Here is a 17,891-nt window from a genome sequence, read left to right as displayed (position 1 = left end):
ATGACAAGAAACTATAAAAATTCAGTCAGTGAACAAGGTGTAAGTTTGATTACTTTGGCAGATAAGGCTTCACCTGTATCAGAACAATATCGGACGATCCGTACAAATATTCAGTATTCCATGATGGATCAAGAGATGCGTACCCTCGTTATTACTTCGTCAGGTCCCGGGGAGGGGAAATCCACGACAGCAGCGAATTTGGCTGTGGTTTTTGCGAGCTCGGGGAAGCGGGTATTGCTGGCAGATGCAGATATGAGAAAACCAACAGTAGCGAAAACATTTAACCTTTCAAATTCAGATGGGCTGAGCAATATTCTTGGGAGACCACAGGTGAACCTGGATCAAATTATCCAAAATTCCGGCGTACCTAATCTGTCTGTTCTGCCAAGCGGTCCAAAGCCGCCAAATCCCTCAGAGCTTTTAGGCTCTGTCAGAATGGGCAAACTGCTGGAGCTTTTGGAAAGAAATTATGATTTAGTCATATTTGACATGCCTCCGATTGTTACAGTTACGGATGCGCAGGTTTTGGCTTCAAAAGTAGATGGCACAGTGCTTGTTGCAAGAGAGAATGTAACTAACAGAGACTTGTTGAAAAAGGCGAAGAATTTACTGAACTATGTGGATGCCAACCTTTTGGGCGTTGTTTATAATGGTTCAAGAAAATCGTCAGATCAGGGCTATTATTACGGCTAACATGTTTTAATTAACAGGAGGGGTTCAGATGATTGATTTACATTGTCATATCTTACCGGGAATCGACGATGGAGCTCAAACAGTGGAAGATGCTGTCGCAATGGCTGAGTCAGCCGCAGCACAGGGAATAGAGCATCTTCTATGTACTCCCCATCACAATAATGGAAAGTATGACAATCCTGCAGAAAATGTTATTTTACGGGTACATCAGTTGCAAAATCTGCTGGATATGAGACAGATTCCCATTACGCTGTATGAAGGTCAGGAAGTCCGTATCAGCGGCGATCTGCCAGAACAGATCAAAGCAGGAAAAATTTTATTTGTTGATTTAAATAACAAATATTTGTTAATAGAATTTCCTGCAAATGAAATTCCGGTGTATGCCGAACGTCTTTTCCTTGATTTGATTGCCATGGGACATCGTCCGATTATTGTCCATCCAGAGCGGAATCAGAGGTTTATTGAAGACCCGAACCGTTTGATCCCATTTATTGAACTGGGTGCATTGACACAAATGACTGCCCCCAGTTATATCGGTATCTTTGGAAGAGAAGTTGAGAATACGGCAAAACAAATGGTGGAGAATAATTTAGTTCATATGATGGCCTCAGATGCACATAATGTGCGAAGAAGGAACTTTTTTATGAAACGGGCATTTGAAGAGATAGCAAATGATTTTGGGAAAAGAAAAGTAACTGCGATGGAATTCTGTGCACGAGATGTGCTCAATGGTGATGAAGTAGATATTCTATCGTTTAAAGAAATCAGGCGGAAGAAATTCCGATTGTTTTAGAAAGAGTGGCTAAAAGGGATGAGTAGAAAACAAAAATTAGTTTTGTTGTTGTTGATAGATTCTCTGATCATTGTTGGGGCAAATATTTTTTCTTATTTTTATATGGCGCCCTATATTGAGATTACTGTCAACATCTTGATTTTAAGCGCAGTACTACAGTTAGCTTTTTACATAGCGCTAGGATTTATTTTTAATATATTCACACGGATAAATCGGTTTACTAATTTAAAAGAGATGATTGCGATTTTTTCTGCAACGACTATTGCCTGGTTGGCTGAAGTAATCATTCTCTTTTCAAAAAGTCGAAGAACATTATTCCTAGCGTATCTGATTACAACCTTTTTGATTATTTCCAGTCGGTTGGTATGGCGTCTAATTGTTGAATGGAAGAGGAATGGAAAGCATATCTCCGATTCGAAGGCAAGGAAGACTTTGATTATCGGTGCAGGAGAAGGCGGCCGAATTTTACTGACAAGTTTGAGCAATTCATCAACTAGTAAAGATATTAAAGTGGTGGGTTTCATTGATGATGCATCAGATAAATACCGTATGTATTTAGGCGGAATCAGAGTGTTGGGAAATACAGAATCTATTCCTACACTAGTAAAAGAATATGGGATAGAAATGCTGACAGTGGCGATTCCTTCCTTGAAGAGAGAAGAGCTGCAGCGGATTTTGGATATTGTTACTCCTTTGGGATTGCCGGTGAATGCCATGCCAGCGCTGGAAGAGCTTGCTTCGGGAAATATCACTATTTCCGGTTTGAAAAAGATCAATGTTGTTGATCTGCTTGGAAGGGAAGAAGTTCAACTGGATGTAGATCAGCTGGAAGGGCAGATAACAGATAAAGTGATTTTGGTTACTGGAGCAGGCGGGTCCATCGGTTCGGAAATTTGTCGACAGATAATGAAATTTAAACCTAAGCAATTACTGCTGCTGGGACATGGTGAAAATTCAATTTATCTGATTCACAGAGAATTATTTTGCAAGTATGAAAAGCAGCCAATAGAAATTATTCCGATTATTGCAGATATCCAGGACAAGCAAAGACTTGTGGATGTAATGCAGCAGTATCGTCCGGATATTGTGTATCATGCAGCTGCGCATAAGCATGTTCCTCTGATGGAAGAAAATCCTGTGGAAGCATTGAAGAATAATGTATTTGGTACGAAGAACATAGCTGAAGCAGCTAAAGAGCAGCAGGTTAAAACATTCGTTATGATTTCTACGGATAAGGCTGTTAATCCGCCAAACGTAATGGGTGCGACGAAACGAATCGCTGAAATGATTGTGACAGGAATGAACGAAGAAGGTAATACGAAATTTTGTGCTGTACGATTTGGCAATGTTCTTGGAAGCAGAGGAAGTGTTATCCCTGTGTTTGAAGAGCAGATTCAGCAAGGTGGACCGGTAACTGTTACAGATTTCCGAATGACTCGTTACTTTATGACCATTCCTGAAGCCAGCCGTCTGGTAATTCAAGCCGGAGCGTTAGCAAGAGGCGGGGAACTCTTTATTTTAGATATGGGTGAGCCGGTTAAAATCTATGATCTGGCAAAAAAAATGATTCAATTGTCAGGCTATCAACAAGATGAAATTAAAATTGTTGAGACAGGTATTCGTCCGGGAGAAAAGCTGTATGAAGAACTGCTGGTAAGCAAAGAAAAGAATGCTGAACAGGTCTATGATAAAATATTTATTGGCAGTGTAAACGGTTTTTCAATTGATACTGTGATGTCTTTTGTTGGCCAGTTGCCGGAAGACAAAGTAGAAATAAGCAGGAAATTAGTAGAGTTTGCAAATGAATCGAGTAGGTGAGGAATTTGAAAATGAAACAATTGGTCATTATCGGAGCTGGCGGACACGGTAAAGAGGTCGCTTTTTTAACCGAAAGACTCCCTGAATATGAATTGCTCGGTTTTTTAGATGATAATAAAGTCGGTGAAACAGTTTGCGGAATATCCGTACTTGGAAAAATTAAAGATATTCAAAATATGCCTGCTGAAACATGTATTGCATTTGGAATAGCGAATCCTAATTTCAAATTTGAGGTGTATAAAAAAATCATTGAGAAGTATTGTGGAAGCTATGAGTTTCCAAATTTGATTGATCCAACAGCTCTTATTGGAATAAATGTAGAGTTTGGTGAAGGAAATATCGTTATGCCGTACACAACATTTACAGCAGATATTGCTATTGGAGGTTTTAATATGATTAATATAGGCTGTACGATTGGCCACGATGTTAAAATGAAAGATTTTAATGCACTATATCCATCCGTAAATGTATCAGGGAACGTTCATATAAAAAGTAAATCTGAAATTGGTGTAGGTAGTCAGATTATACAGAACATTCATATTGGAGAAGCAACAATCATTGGGGCAGGCTCCGTTGTATTAAAAGATGTAAAAGATAGTGAAAAAGTTGTCGGGGTTCCCGGCAGAGTAATTAGTGGGAGGTGATGAAATTTGTCAGATAGAATATTATTGTCTTCTCCTCATATGAGTGATGAAGGATTTGAAAAAAAATTTGTACAGAAAGCTTTTGATACAAACTGGATCGCACCGCTTGGAGAAAATGTTGATAAATTTGAAACAGAATTAGCTGAAATGGTCGGTATAGATCATGCAGCGGCATTGTCATCAGGGACTGCTGCCATTCATTTAGCTTTGAAGGCAGCTGGAGTAGAAAAAGATGATATTGTGATATGCCAGTCATTGACTTTTTCCGCCACAGCAAATCCAATTATCTATCAAGGTGCAATTCCAGTATTTATTGATAGTGATGAAAAGACCTGGAATATGAGTCCAGTCTATTTAAGAAAAGCATTGGAGAAATATCCTCAAACAAAAGCTGTAATTGTTGTTCACCTATATGGTTTATCTGCGGATATTGATAAGATAAAAGCGATCTGTGATGAGTATGGCGTTACGCTGATTGAAGATGCAGCCGAGTCTTTAGGGACAACATACAAAGGACAAATGACAGGAACATTTGGGAAATATGGTGTGTATTCCTTCAATGGGAATAAGATTATCACAACATCAGGTGGTGGAATGCTTGTTTCTAAATCTAAAGAAAAGGTTGAGAAGGTTCGATTTTGGGCAACACAATCCAGAGATCAGGCAAAACACTATCAGCATAGTGAGCTAGGTTTTAATTACCGCATGAGTAATATTGTAGCAGGGATAGGTAGAGGGCAGTTAAAAGTACTTGATGAGCGAGTAAAGAAAAAGAATGAAATCTATAATTTTTATAAACAGCAGCTTAAGTCATTTGAGCAAGTCTCATTCATGCCCGAAAATGACTGGAATGAACCTAATTTTTGGTTGAGTTGTATTATGTTGAAGGGAATTTCACCAGAAGTTATTATGAATGCTTTAGATGAAGCGAATATTGAGGCTCGACCAATCTGGAAGCCTATGCATTTACAGCCATATTATGAAAAATATGATTACATTGGCGGAGATATAGGACAAAAATTATTCGAAAACGGGTTATGCTTACCTTCGGACACGAAGATGACTATGGAAGAACTTTACCGTGTAACAAATGTGATTAGGCAGGTATTGGAATGTGAATAAAAACGGATTCTATGAAAAGTGGTTGAAGCGCCCGGTGGATTTTATTTTATCTTTAATTGCATTGATTTTATTAAGTCCGATTTTTCTGATTGTCGCTATACTGGTAAGAGTAAAATTAGGTAGTCCGATTATTTTTAAACAAGAAAGACCGGGATTAAATGAAACTATTTTTTCCATGTATAAGTTTAGAACCATGGCAGATGAAAAAGATGAGGATGGACAGCTGCTTCCAGATGATATACGATTAACTAAATTTGGCAAACTTCTTCGTTCGACAAGTCTGGATGAATTGCCTGAGCTATGGAATATCCTCAAAGGAGATATGTCTATTGTAGGTCCGCGTCCTTTGTTAGTAGCGTATCTTAAACTTTATAATGAGGAACAGAAAAGAAGACACAATGTTCGACCAGGCTTAACTGGTTTGGCTCAGGTAAATGGAAGAAATACGATTAGCTGGGAAGATAAGTTTGAATATGATTTGATGTATGTAGACAATATTACTTTGAAAATGGATGCAGTTACTATTATCAAAACTATTCAAAAAGTTTTTATTAGAGACGGTATTAGTGATAATTTGACAGAAACTATGGAAAAGTTTCAAGGAAATAAAGAGTAGTATAAAAAGTTAGTTGACAAGGAGAATTGTGTGATTATTTTATTGTTTTTATTAGGGTGTTTAATTGTTTATACAATGGTTGGGTATCCGCTTTTATTATTGATTCTGGATAAGATCATTCCCCATAAAAGTATTAATTTTAACAATTCCTATTTTCCAAGTGTCAGTATTATTATTCCAGCGCACAACGAAGAAAAGGTCGTTGAAAAAAAAATTAGAAATTTGCTGTGTTTGGAATATCCAAAAGAAAAATTAGAAATTATTGTTGCTTCAGATAATAGTACGGATACTACGGAAAACATTGTTGAAAGTTTGATAAATGAATTTCCCGATAGAATCATATTGTATCGGGTAAAAGAAAGAAAAGGGAAAACAAATGCCCAAGATGAAGCAGTTAATATTGCTAAAGGAGAAGTATTAGTGATGACAGATGCTAACTCGATGTTAAAGAGAAATGCTGTTAAAGAACTTGTTCTTTATCTCTCTGATATTTCTGTAGGTTACGTTGCCGGTCAATTGATTTATGCTAACGATGAGACGTCTGCTACCAGCCAATCCGAGTCGGCATATTGGAACTTGGATATGAAGATGCGACAAGTAGAATCAGATATTGGTTCAATCACTGCTGGTAATGGGAGTATATATGCTATTAGAAAAAAAGAATATATTAGGATTAATCCAATTTATAGCCATGACAGTATTTTTCCACCAAAGTTTGTTCTAATGCATAAGCGGGCAGTGTATAATCCAGATGCTATTGCTTATGAAAAGGCCGGAGAAAACGATTCAGATGAATTCCAAAGAAAAGTAAGAATGTCTAGGAAAATTATTGCTATTAACTTTGTAGACTTTAATAAGTATAATATCTTTAAATATGGTTGGTTTTCATTTTTCTATTTTTCTCATCGAGCATGTAGAAATAATCTATATCTATTTCATATTTTATTCTATATTATTAGCTGGATGGCCTGTATACAAACTCAATCTACTTGGATTCTGTTATTAATAGTTGCTCAAACTGTATTTTATCTGTCGGCATATGTATTGAGAAAATCTAGAAAAAATTTTTTACGACTACCTTATTACTATTGCTTGACTATTGTAGCACAATTTCTTGGCGCATTTAAAGAACTTACAGGCAAGTCGAAACCATTTTGGGAAAAAGCGGAGAGTACGAGATAATGATTTTTTAGCTAGGAATACATTAATAATTAATCATATTTGTATTATACTTGAAGCTAAAAAATCTTAGATAGTATCTTTACTATGAAATAATTATAATGAAGTGAGGCTTGCTAATTATGGGAATTAAAAGAACAGGAAAGTATTTATATCATGAATTGCTTGGTTTGACATCAAACTTCTTGTCTGTGAAATTACTTTCTCAAATTATATATAGAATTAAAACAGGTAAAAAACTTAATTTAGATAATCCAACTACATTTAATGAAAAAATTCACTGGCTAAAATTAAATAGTGAAAATGAATTAGTATATATATCTACTGATAAATTTTTAGTTAGAGATTATATACAGAAAAAAGGATTAGAAGGTATACTGAATCCCTTATATGGGGTTTTTGAAAAGGGAGAAGAAATTGAATTTGAAAGATTTCCTCAAAAATTTGTGTTAAAAACAACTCATGGAGCATCTCAAAATATCATAATAAGAGATAAGGGCACTATCAATCAAAATGAGATTATTAAACAAATGAACAAATGGTTAAATTATGATTATGGAAAAAAATATCTAGAACCTCAATACTCAAAACATTCACCAAAAATAATTTGTGAATCCTTTATTGAAACAGTAGAAGGAACTTTACCAAATGATTATAAATTTTTCTGTTTTAATGGACGACCTAAATTAATAATGGTAACTTTTGAAAGAGATGATGATAATACCAAACATAGTAGAGTTTTTTATGATACACAGTGGAGAAAGAAAAAAATAACAAAGGAAGATATAACAGAAGAGATAGAAAAACCTGTTAAATTAGAAGAGATGTTGAAAATAGCTTCTGTTTTATCTAGTGATTTCCCTTTTGCAAGAATTGATCTCTTTAATATAGCGGGAAAAGTTTTATTTGGTGAAATTACTTTAACTCCTTATGGAGGAAATGCTTCTTATTTTACAGATGAGGCAGCATTAGAATTAGGTAGCTGGATTGAATTGCCAGTTAAAGAATGAAGGTGGTATTAATTTGAACTTAGAAACGTTGATTATAACAATGAATCAGACAGATATATCTAAATATCATGAAATGAATGTGGAAGGGAATGCTATTATTTCTAATCAATCTAAGAAGATAAATGGTTTATTCACTGAAAAATATGGAAATGCTTCTATAAAATTTCTTAGTTTAGATACATTAGGTGTTGGTCGTAATAGAAATCAAGCCTTGCTTCTTTCTTCAGCAGATATAATAATTTTTGCAGATGATGATTTAGTTTTTTCAAAAGGATATGCAAAAAAAATTATTGAAGATTTTAAAAATGAAAATATAGATATGATGATATACAGCATGATATTTACAAAGAAGGGGAGTGAAGTCAAGAGGAGAGTAAATAAAGATATAAGAATTAGGAAGTGGAATAGCCTGAAATTTGGGGCAACATCCATTGCTGTGCGACGTAATAGTTTACTTAAAAATAACATCTGGTTTTCTCTTCTGTTTGGTGGAGGAACAAGTTACGGGAGTGGTGAAGACTCTATATTTATCATCGATTGCTTAAGAAAAGGATTGAAAATATATAGTAGTAGCTATATACTTGGAAGCTGCTCACAAGATACATCGTCATGGTTTACTGGATATAATGAAAAGTTCTTTTTTGATAAAGGAGTTCTATTTAAACAGGTATTTCCAAAATTCTATTTAGCAGTTATTATTAGATTTGTAATTAAACATAGAAAGTTATATTGTAAAAATATTTCAAGTTATAAAGCTTTCCGAGTTATGTTAGATGGTGTGAGGGAGTTTAAAAATTAACTCTTTATTTTATTAAGTTCAAGTAAGACTGGGAATGGAGAAAAGGTATGTTACAAGTTTTATTCTTATTAATGAGTTTAGGAACTATGGTGCTAATTCCGTTAGGAGGTAGTTACTATCAAGTTAAATATTTAGAAATAGGCTTGCTGTGTTTTTTTATTTTAATCTTGTTAAAAGTATTGCTAATTAAGAAGAAACCTTTTCAATTGGGAAAAGCAAGTTTAGTATATTTATTTCTTTTTTTTGTTATGTCTTTTTACTCTTTAATAACTAATACTTGGTCAACTTATGGAAGAACGTCATTAGTTGGAGTGTCATTTTTTCTTTACGGTTTGATAGTAGCTGCTATGAGTTGTTTTTATCAATTTAAATTACATGATTATATCAGAGCTAATAGAATCTTATTATTGAGTTTGACTGTACAATTATGTATTAGTTTTTACGATAATGGTATATTTTCAAATAATTTAACAGGTTACTATAATGTAAAGTATGTATCTTCAACATTATTGGGAAATTCAAATTATATATCAATGTTTGTGGTTTTTATTATGATTTTCGAGATTATAGCTAGGGTTAAATTTTGGCCATTATTTACTATTATTTCTGGAGTTGCTCTAATTTTTTCTATGTCAAAAGGAGCAATTATTTCATTAGTTATTGTCTTAGCTATATATATTTTTCTGGAGACATTTGGAAATAAATATAAAATGAAATTTAAAAATATATTTGTTATACTTTTTTTGATTGGGATATTCTTAATTGTTCTGTACTCAACAACTTTGGGTATGAAAACTATTGAAATGATAAGGTATTCTTTGGAAACAGGCTCCTCTTCTGGCAGAGATGCTCTATACAGTTATGCATTTGAAATAATTAAGAACAATCCATGGGGAATAGGTTATACTGATATAGATAATCCTCATAATTTTATTGTAGAGAGTATGCGTAGTTATGGAATTCTATTTGGTTTGATAGCAACTTTTATTTTTATCTATCCATTAAGGATGTTAAGACAAATGTTGAATAGTAGTCAAGATCCGATTAAAGTAGCTTTTTACTTAGCGTATATAAGTTTATTGATTCATTCTTTAGTTGAGATATTCTTTTATACTACACTAGGTATGATCTGGACGATAATAACTATTTTTGTTATTGAGGAGGTTTTTAGAAATGAATATCATGATAATATTGAACTATAATGATTTTTTCAATACTGACAAGCTTGTAAGAGAAGTTCAATCATTCTCGAATCTAGATAAAATAATTATTGTAGATAATTACTCTACAGATAACTCATATGAGAAAATAGAAAATTTAGCAAACGATGATACTGTAGTTTTGCGTGCGAAGGAAAATAGAGGCTATGCTGCTGGAAATAATATTGGGATTCGATATGCTGCAGATCATTTCTCTGTAAAAAATATTGTGATTAGTAATCCAGATATAATAGTGAAAGAATCAACGTTAAATAAACTTTTCTATAAGTTGGAAGAATTTCCTAAAGTTTCAGCTGTCTCAGGAATAGTATGTGATATTAATGGAAATATCGTAGATAATTTTGCATGGAAATTGCCAACATACTTCATGATGCTACAAAATACCTCAGTAATAATAACAAAGTTATTGATGTCTTTAGGAATTAGCCGCTTCTATGAAAAAAAGAATCTACATTCAACAAAAATAGTTGATGTCTTGTCGGGTTGTTTTTTTATAATAAAAGCAGAAGTGTTTTCTGAAGTTGGTTATTTTGATGAAGACAGTTTTCTATATAATGAAGAAAATATACTTTTTTATAAATTAAAAAATTTGGGTTATTCTCAACTAATTCTTTGTGAAGAAACTATTATACATATTCAAGGTACTTCAATTAATAAAAATATAAGAAGTTTTTTTCAAAAGCGTAATACAATAAAACATTCAGAACAAGTTTATTTAGAAAAATATTTAGATATAAACAAAGCTCAAATGCTTGTTTATAATATATGTTTCTTTATTGGTAGTTTAGAAAAGTACTTGATTGCTAAGTTAAAAAATGTTCGAAGAAGGAAAAACTAAAAAATGAGAAATGTATCAATTAAGAAAAATGCTGTTTTAAATACATTGAAAACTTTGCTAAACGTTTTATTTCCATTGGTTACTTATCCTTATATTGCTAGAATTCTACATGTGGATAACATAGGAAAATTTGATTTTAGTAAATCTATTGTTTCCTATTTTTTGCTTATAGCTGGATTTGGAATTTCACAATATGGTGTTAGAGAGGGTAGTGGATTAAGAGATGATCAGCAGAAATTAAATAAATTTTGTTCAGAGATTTTTAGTTTAAATGTAATCATATCCATACTCTCATATGTATTGCTATTTGCTTTATTATTAATAGGAGAATTTTTCGATGATTATTTTTCGCTTATATTGATTTTTAGTATTAATATTATGGGTACAACTCTATCTATTGAGTGGCTATATTCTTTAGAAGAAGATTTTAAATACATAACATTAAGAAGTCTATTTGTGCAAATAGTCTCGCTAATTTGTATGTTTATTTTTGTGCGAAAGCCGGAAGACTATATTAATTATGCGTTAATAACTGTTTTGTCATTTAGTGGATCAAGTATATTCAATTTCTATCATTCAAAGAAATATGTGAAATTGAGATTTACGATGCATGTGAATTGGAGAAAGCATTTCCCGAAATTAACGGTTTTTTTCTTTAATTCTTTGGCAAGTATGATTTACTTAAGTTCAGATATTACACTTATTGGTATTTTAAAAGGGGATTATTTTGTAGGAATATATAGTACAGCTACAAAAATATATACGATTTTTAAGCAGTTAGCAAATTCAGTTTTATTAGTATCTGTCCCTAGACTGTCGTATTATCTTATCAATAAAAATAAAGAAGCATATTTAAAATTATCTAATAAAATATTTAATCTAGTCATTTTGATTGTAATTCCCATGTCAGTTGGGATAATTTTTTTAAGCAATGAAATTGTTCTTATAATTGCAGGAAATGGCTATGAGCGTAGTGTATATTCGCTATCTATTTTGAGTGTTGCGAGTACTTTCAGTTTATTGTCAGCATTTTTTGTATATGGAGTTTTATTACCGTATAAGCTTGAGAGAAAGGTTTTACTCGTTACATTAATAAGCGCAATTGTAAGTATAATTTTAAATTTTATTTTGATTCCATTTATAGCTGAACTTGGTGCTGCAATTTCAACTTTAATAGCTGAACTTTTAACAATGATATTTGCTTGGAAGTATTCTAATCAGCTAGTTTTGCAGTTTAAATTCAAGTCAAGTTTACTCATTTCTTTAGCTAGTGGATTTCTAATTGCAGTAGTTTGTACCTTTGTAAATATTGGGGTGAATCATCCTTTGATTAAAATGGTAGTTTCAGTTTCGTTGTCAATTATTTGCTACATAATTTTGTTGTTAATAACTAAAAATGATTATTTTCTATCATTCCTTCCGTCAAAATGGAATAAAAAATCTTAAGGAGAAGAATATGTTCGTAAAGTATGTACTATTGAAAATACAATTGGTGATTTTTAAAAAGAAATGGAGAAAATTAAATAGACATAATCGTACGATTGCTGGTAATATATTTAATCCCAACTTGGTTTCTGTAGGTAATTTTACTTATGGAACTTTATCAGTTGTTGATTTTAAAGAAGAAAATACTGGATTAAAAATTGGGAATTTTTGTTCAATTGCTAAGGGAGTAGAATTTTTGTTGGGTGGAGAACATGATTATAAAAATATTTCTACATATCCATTTAAAAGATTTTTAGTTGATGACTTTACTACTGTAGAATCATTCTCTAGGGGACCTATTATTATTGAGGATGATGTATGGCTTGGTAGAAATGTTCTTGTACTATCTGGAGTAACAATAGGACAAGGAGCAATTGTAGGAGCTGGTAGCATAGTCAGAAAGTCTATACCTCCTTACTCGATATATATTGGTGATAGGGTTGTAAAAAAGAGGTTTACTGAAAATACATGTAAAAAATTAGAAAAGCTAAATTGGAATAGAGTTGAAAAAGGAGAAATACTGTCTAATCTAGATAGTATTTATAATTTCAAAGAAGATCATATAGAAAGGAATTTTTTTACTAAATACATTGAAGAATAGTTCCTAAGCGACAAAAAATCAGAATAAGTTAATCTAAGAATTTGATTGTGAGTTTTAGTGAAGGAGTAAATCAAATGAACATCTCAATTTTCGGCTTAGGCTACGTAGGCCTGGCTAACGCATTGCTCTTGTCACAGAGTGAAAAAGTGATGGCTTACGATATCGTTGATGAAAAAATTGATCTGCTGAATCGTAAGCAGTCACCATTGGAAGATAAAGAAATATATGAGTTTATGAAGCGTAATGATTTAAATGTAGAGTTTACAAAGGATTTTGAAGCGGCAGTTATGTTTGGTGACTATTTGATTATAGCAACGCCAACAGATTATGATGAGAAGAAAAATTATTTCAACACATCGACTGTAGAAAGTGTCATCGAACAAGCACTTGCAATTAAACCAGAAGCGGTATTTATCATTAAATCAACTGTTCCAGTGGGCTATACTCAAACCCTAAAAGAGAAGTATCAAACTGAAAATATTATTTTTTCACCAGAATTTTTACGTGAAGGAAAAGCTCTATATGATAATCTTTATCCTTCTCGAATTGTTGTGGGCGAGTGTTCTGATAGAGCCCAAAAAATCGCAAGTATGCTTTTAAGAAATACTGTAGAAAAGAATGCTCAGATCCTTTTAACACATTCTACCGAAGCAGAGGCAATCAAGCTGTTTTCGAATACCTATTTGGCACTTCGGGTGGCTTATTTCAACGAACTTGACACGTATGCTGAATCAAGAGGGCTTGATGCGAAGCAAATTATTGAAGGGGTAGGTTTGGACCCTAGAATAGGATCACATTATAATAATCCATCATTTGGGTATGGGGGTTATTGTCTGCCGAAAGATACAAAACAGTTGAGAGCAAACTATGATCAGGTGCCGAATAATATTATCAGTGCTATTGTAGATTCCAATCGAACCAGAAAAGATTTTATTGCTGAACAAATACTGGTGAAAAATCCGTCTGTTGTAGGAATTTACCGCTTAACAATGAAAGCCAATTCTGATAATTTCCGTTATTCATCTATTCAGGGGGTCATGAAACGCTTGAAGGCAAAAGGGATTGAAGTAGTGGTTTATGAACCCACGTTGAATGAAGAAGAATTTTATCGCTCTAAAGTTATTCGTGATCTGGATGAGTTTAAAGAAATATCGGATGTTATTGTTTCCAATCGCTTTGAAAAAGAATTATCAGATGTAGAATCTAAAGTGTATACCAGAGACCTATTTAGAAGGGATTAACCACTGCCTCCTTTTTCATATATCCCCTATTTTACAATTGTGTTAAGAAATTATGCCAATTTTTCAAAAATATTGCTAGGTGGAGTAATTTGTGAGAAAATGATTTAGTGTAACGATTCTTGCGTAAATGAGGAAGTGTCTTATGAATTTATGGAAAAAACTAGTACTGTCGTTCTTGGGCTTGGTTTTTATAATGATCGCCGGAATCTGTGCCTATGGACTGAAAATCTATTCTGATGCCAGCGGTACGGTGACAGATGTATATGAATCAATCGAACGGGTGTCAACAAAAAGAGAGGTCGCCGTGAGTATTGATGCTCAGGAACCATTCTCTGTATTGCTGATGGGAATCGATAACGGGGACCTTGGCAGAACAGAAGAAGATGGCGGTCGATCAGATACAATGATGGTCGTAACAATTAATCCTAAAGAAAATAAGTCTACTATCCTTAGTTTAAGTCGGGATACTCTGACGGAACTGGTAGGAAATGATACGACAGACAAACTAAATCATGCGTATGCTTATGGCGGCGCAAAAATGACGATTGACACAGTTGAAAATCTTTTGGATATTCCAATCGATAACTATGTATCCATTAACATGAAAGGGTTAAAAGATTTGATTGATGCTGTTGGCGGAATCGATGTGGATAACCCTTATGATACAGAGCTTGATGGGATTAATTTACCTAAAGGTCCAATGACGTTAAATGGTGAAACTGGTTTGGCGTATGCCCGTTACCGTTACGATGATCCAGAAGGCGATATAGGCCGTCAAAAACGTCAGCGGGAAGTAGTTGAGAAAATCGTTAATAAAGTTCTGAGCTTTAGCGGTGTGACTCAATACAAGAGTATTTTAAATGCAGTTAAGGATAATGTGAAAACTGACTTGACTTGGGATGATATGATTGACATTCAAAAGAAATACATGAATTCATTTGGAACGATTGAATCTCTTCAGCTGGAAACACAAACAGAAGAAATTGATGGTGGTTCTTACCAAATTTTGAATGCTGACAATCTGTTTGATGTACAGACAAAATTACGTGCGCAGTTGGGCTTGGCTCCAAATGATGCGATGCTTGCCGAGTTGACTGAGAAGCTTTCTGTTTACGCCGTGAATTCAGGCACAGGCTATACTGGTGATGCTGATTATTATGATTCAGGTTATGCTGACCCGGGAACAACGGGCTATAGTCAGGACTATGGCTACACAGCTCAGGGAAATGTAGATCAGGGCTATGCGGAGTCAACACCGATTGAGGAACCGACAACGCCAAACTACGAAATCAATTCGGACTATGTACCGGAATCTGCAAGTTATTAACCTTTGGAGTAAGATACTGTCAGTTAAAGTGAAGTAATGAAGAAGCACTGATTCATCAGCTGCTTCTTTTTTATGTCATTGGATAGAGTGGAATGATTAATTCCTGATGTTTTAAAACTGCAAATGACGGCGAGGGGTGGCAACTGAGGTTGTGACAAAGTTTCTCCGTGCTCTCGCATAAACGGAACTGGCAACGCGGCATAGTTTAGGACCGACAAGTGCTAGTTCTACTTTGCCGCTTCTGCTTATATTAGTACTTTAGCAGAAGGGGATGTGTAGTTTCGATAAGGATTCCTTGAATAAAACCAGCTCACTTGATGTAGTAGAACTGTATGCACAGCGGAGAGTAGAAGAATTGCTGTCTCTACGAGTCTAACGATTCTCAAGACAAAATATTACACTGTATCCATTTTTCTACGCCTACAGTTCTCACTACATTACACTACACTTCGTTTCGATCTCATCAATTTCTAAATGACAGAGCCATTAAGAATTGAAGGACTTCGTTCCGATCCTCGAAGAATGGAGATACGCTTCTTCGAATATTCGTCGCATGTCTGGGGTTCATGTAAGAACTTGCTTCTACGCGTCTTCGAATACTCGAATCATACAAAGAAGGAACACTGTTTATTCAGTTTTAAGGGTCTGAGGTATACTAATGTCGCAGATCTGAATCACTGTTTTTATAGGATGTGACATTTTCTATAGTCTTCAAATAGCACCTTAAAAGCTCAGTGAATCTCTTCACTTTAATCATTTTTTTATTTTCTTCTAGTGGTAATTAGAAAGGAAACATGCTATAATTGGACTATACCAAAATTCGGAATGTTAAAGGGGACAATCGATCATGAAAATTATTCGTGTGGCAAATGCAGAAGAAGGCGGAAAAAAAGCGTTTGAATTGATCAAAGAAGGTATGGATGCTGGAGCAAAAGTGTTAGGATTGGCAACTGGAAGTACACCAGAAACTTTATATAAAGAAATGGTGGAAAGCAATTTGGATTTTTCTGAAATGACTTCTATTAATTTGGATGAGTATGTTGGACTTGGTGAAAGCGATGATCAAAGCTACCGTCATTTTATGAATGAAAAACTGTTTAATAAAAAACCATTTAAAGCAACCTATGTTCCTAATGGAAAAGCAGAAGATTTAACTGCTGAATGCGAGCATTATGAAGGGATTATCGACAGCCATCCTGTTGATATTCAAATTTTAGGGATTGGTCAAAATGGGCATATCGGCTTTAACGAACCTGGAACTCCTTTGGATAGCTTGACTCATGTTGTTCAGCTGACAGAATCTACAATCAATGCGAACAAACGCTATTTTGATAAAGTAGAGGATGTACCGACAACTGCAGTTTCAATGGGGATCGGTTCAATCATGAAAGGGAAGAAAATGATTTTAATGGCTTATGGTGAAGCAAAAGCAGATGCTGTTAAAGGAATGATTGATGGACCCGTAACTATTGATATGCCGGCAAGTGCTTTGCAAAATCATTCAGATGTAGTTGTAATTATTGACGAAGCTGCTGCATCAAAATTATAATTAATTTCAATGACTGCTGTAAAATTTTACAGTGGTCTTTTTTCATCTCATTTTCTCGAAAAATTAGTGTTATAATGAACATATAGGTTAAAGTATTTCTGAAAAATTGAATAAATAGAAATTTTTCTATTAAAATATCACTAAATCATCGTTTAGTCAGTATCTAAGGAGGTTCTATGAATTTAGCAAATTTTAGGCAGTTAGGCGGTATTCAAACAAATACCGGTAAAATGGTAAAAAAAAATCGTTTATTAAGATCTGGAGAAGTGTATCAGCTGAATAAAAAAAGTTTGGATGCCCTTCATGAACATGAGCTGGTAAAGATCATTGATTTGAGAGGCGAGAAAGAAATCACTACTCGACCGGATGATCAGCTGAACAATGTTTCTTATCAGTGGATTGATATCATGAAAGACGTTCACCATGATGCGAGCATGGAGGACCTTTTTGATGTTGCTGATATCGGAGCGGTTGACAGACATATGATTAAGATCTATGAGAACTTGATTTTGAATGATGGAGCACAGGAAGGATACAGAAAATATTTTTCTGAGCTGCTTTCTATAGAAAAAGGCAGCGTTCTTTTCCATTGTTTTGCAGGTAAGGATCGTACAGGTGTTGCTGCAGCATTAACGCTGGAGCTGTTGGATGTGCCGAGAGAGTCGATTTATGTTGATTACTTAGAAACAAATGTACAGCGGCAAAAGCCCAATGAACTGTTTTTGGCAGAGGCAGCCGCAAAAGGGTTGTCTCCTGAGCAACTGGCAGGAATGAAAGTTGCCATGGAAGTGAAAAAAGAATATCTGGATCGTGCCTACCAGCTGATTGATCAGCACTTTGGCGACATTCAGAGCTATACAAAAGATGTGCTGAAATTAAGCAAAAATGATATTCAGTTATTAAATCATCTGTATGCTGAATAGCTGGAATATTTAGTTTGTCAGGGAAACGTAGAA

General features: G+C 34.1%; 17 protein-coding genes. All 17 read left to right on the top strand.

Annotation, left to right across the window (positions count from 1 at the left end; translation table 11 throughout):
• Positions 1-693 (top strand): CpsD/CapB family tyrosine-protein kinase, encoded by a 693-nt coding sequence (locus LI951_RS05640; RefSeq protein WP_202066797.1) that lies wholly within the window; start codon positions 1-3, stop codon positions 691-693.
• A 28-nt stretch (positions 694-721) separates the two neighbouring features.
• Positions 722-1,486, top strand: coding sequence for a tyrosine-protein phosphatase (locus LI951_RS05635; protein WP_229441556.1), 765 nt, complete (start codon positions 722-724; stop codon positions 1,484-1,486).
• Between the two features lie 18 nt (positions 1,487-1,504).
• Positions 1,505-3,304: a polysaccharide biosynthesis protein gene (locus LI951_RS05630; protein WP_229441555.1), complete on the top strand. Its 1,800-nt coding sequence runs from the start codon at positions 1,505-1,507 to the stop codon at positions 3,302-3,304.
• Positions 3,305-3,315: 11 nt separating this feature from the next.
• Complete coding sequence (locus LI951_RS05625) at positions 3,316-3,948, top strand: acetyltransferase (protein WP_229441625.1); 633 nt, start codon at positions 3,316-3,318, stop codon at positions 3,946-3,948.
• Between the two features lie 39 nt (positions 3,949-3,987).
• On the top strand, positions 3,988-5,070 hold the full coding sequence (locus LI951_RS05620) for a DegT/DnrJ/EryC1/StrS family aminotransferase (RefSeq protein WP_324254779.1): 1,083 nt from the start codon (positions 3,988-3,990) through the stop codon (positions 5,068-5,070).
• A complete protein-coding gene (locus tag LI951_RS05615; RefSeq protein ID WP_229441553.1) occupies positions 5,063-5,686 on the top strand; it encodes a sugar transferase in 624 nt (207 codons plus the stop codon). The genes LI951_RS05620 and LI951_RS05615 overlap by 8 nt, the downstream gene beginning before the upstream one ends.
• A gap of 30 nt (positions 5,687-5,716) precedes the next feature.
• Positions 5,717-6,868: a glycosyltransferase family 2 protein gene (locus tag LI951_RS05610; protein WP_229441552.1), complete on the top strand. Its 1,152-nt coding sequence runs from the start codon at positions 5,717-5,719 to the stop codon at positions 6,866-6,868.
• Positions 6,869-6,987: 119 nt separating this feature from the next.
• Positions 6,988-7,875, top strand: coding sequence for an ATP-grasp fold amidoligase family protein (locus tag LI951_RS05605; protein ID WP_229441551.1), 888 nt, complete (start codon positions 6,988-6,990; stop codon positions 7,873-7,875).
• Positions 7,876-7,888: 13 nt separating this feature from the next.
• The gene (locus LI951_RS05600; protein ID WP_229441550.1) at positions 7,889-8,674 is read left to right on the top strand and encodes a glycosyltransferase; all 786 of its coding nucleotides are present in this window, start codon (positions 7,889-7,891) and stop codon (positions 8,672-8,674) included.
• Between the two features lie 47 nt (positions 8,675-8,721).
• On the top strand, positions 8,722-9,876 hold the full coding sequence (locus LI951_RS05595; protein ID WP_229441549.1) for an O-antigen ligase family protein: 1,155 nt from the start codon (positions 8,722-8,724) through the stop codon (positions 9,874-9,876).
• Positions 9,848-10,732 (top strand): glycosyltransferase, encoded by an 885-nt coding sequence (locus tag LI951_RS05590; protein WP_229441548.1) that lies wholly within the window; start codon positions 9,848-9,850, stop codon positions 10,730-10,732. Before LI951_RS05595 ends, LI951_RS05590 begins: the two co-directional genes overlap by 29 nt.
• A gap of 3 nt (positions 10,733-10,735) precedes the next feature.
• Positions 10,736-12,178 (top strand): flippase, encoded by a 1,443-nt coding sequence (locus LI951_RS05585; RefSeq protein WP_229441547.1) that lies wholly within the window; start codon positions 10,736-10,738, stop codon positions 12,176-12,178.
• A gap of 10 nt (positions 12,179-12,188) precedes the next feature.
• Positions 12,189-12,818 (top strand): CatB-related O-acetyltransferase, encoded by a 630-nt coding sequence (locus tag LI951_RS05580; RefSeq protein WP_229441546.1) that lies wholly within the window; start codon positions 12,189-12,191, stop codon positions 12,816-12,818.
• 74 nt (positions 12,819-12,892) lie between these two features.
• Entirely contained in the window at positions 12,893-14,059 is a 1,167-nt protein-coding gene (locus LI951_RS05575) for a nucleotide sugar dehydrogenase (RefSeq protein ID WP_202066806.1), read from the top strand.
• Between the two features lie 142 nt (positions 14,060-14,201).
• Positions 14,202-15,386, top strand: a complete 1,185-nt coding sequence (locus tag LI951_RS05570; protein WP_229441545.1) for an LCP family protein — start codon at positions 14,202-14,204, stop codon at positions 15,384-15,386.
• Positions 15,387-16,233: 847 nt separating this feature from the next.
• Entirely contained in the window at positions 16,234-16,935 is a 702-nt protein-coding gene (gene nagB, locus LI951_RS05565; RefSeq protein ID WP_229441544.1) for a glucosamine-6-phosphate deaminase, read from the top strand.
• A gap of 176 nt (positions 16,936-17,111) precedes the next feature.
• Positions 17,112-17,858 carry a tyrosine-protein phosphatase gene (locus LI951_RS05560; RefSeq protein ID WP_229441543.1) on the top strand — a complete coding sequence of 249 codons (747 nt, stop codon included), beginning with the start codon at positions 17,112-17,114 and terminating at the stop codon, positions 17,856-17,858.
• Positions 17,859-17,891: the final 33 nt, after the last annotated feature.

Source organism: Enterococcus sp. BWT-B8, assembly GCF_020567625.1.
Classification (GTDB): Bacteria; Bacillota; Bacilli; order Lactobacillales; family Enterococcaceae; genus Enterococcus_L.
This window is presented reverse-complemented; position numbering and strand designations above follow the sequence as displayed.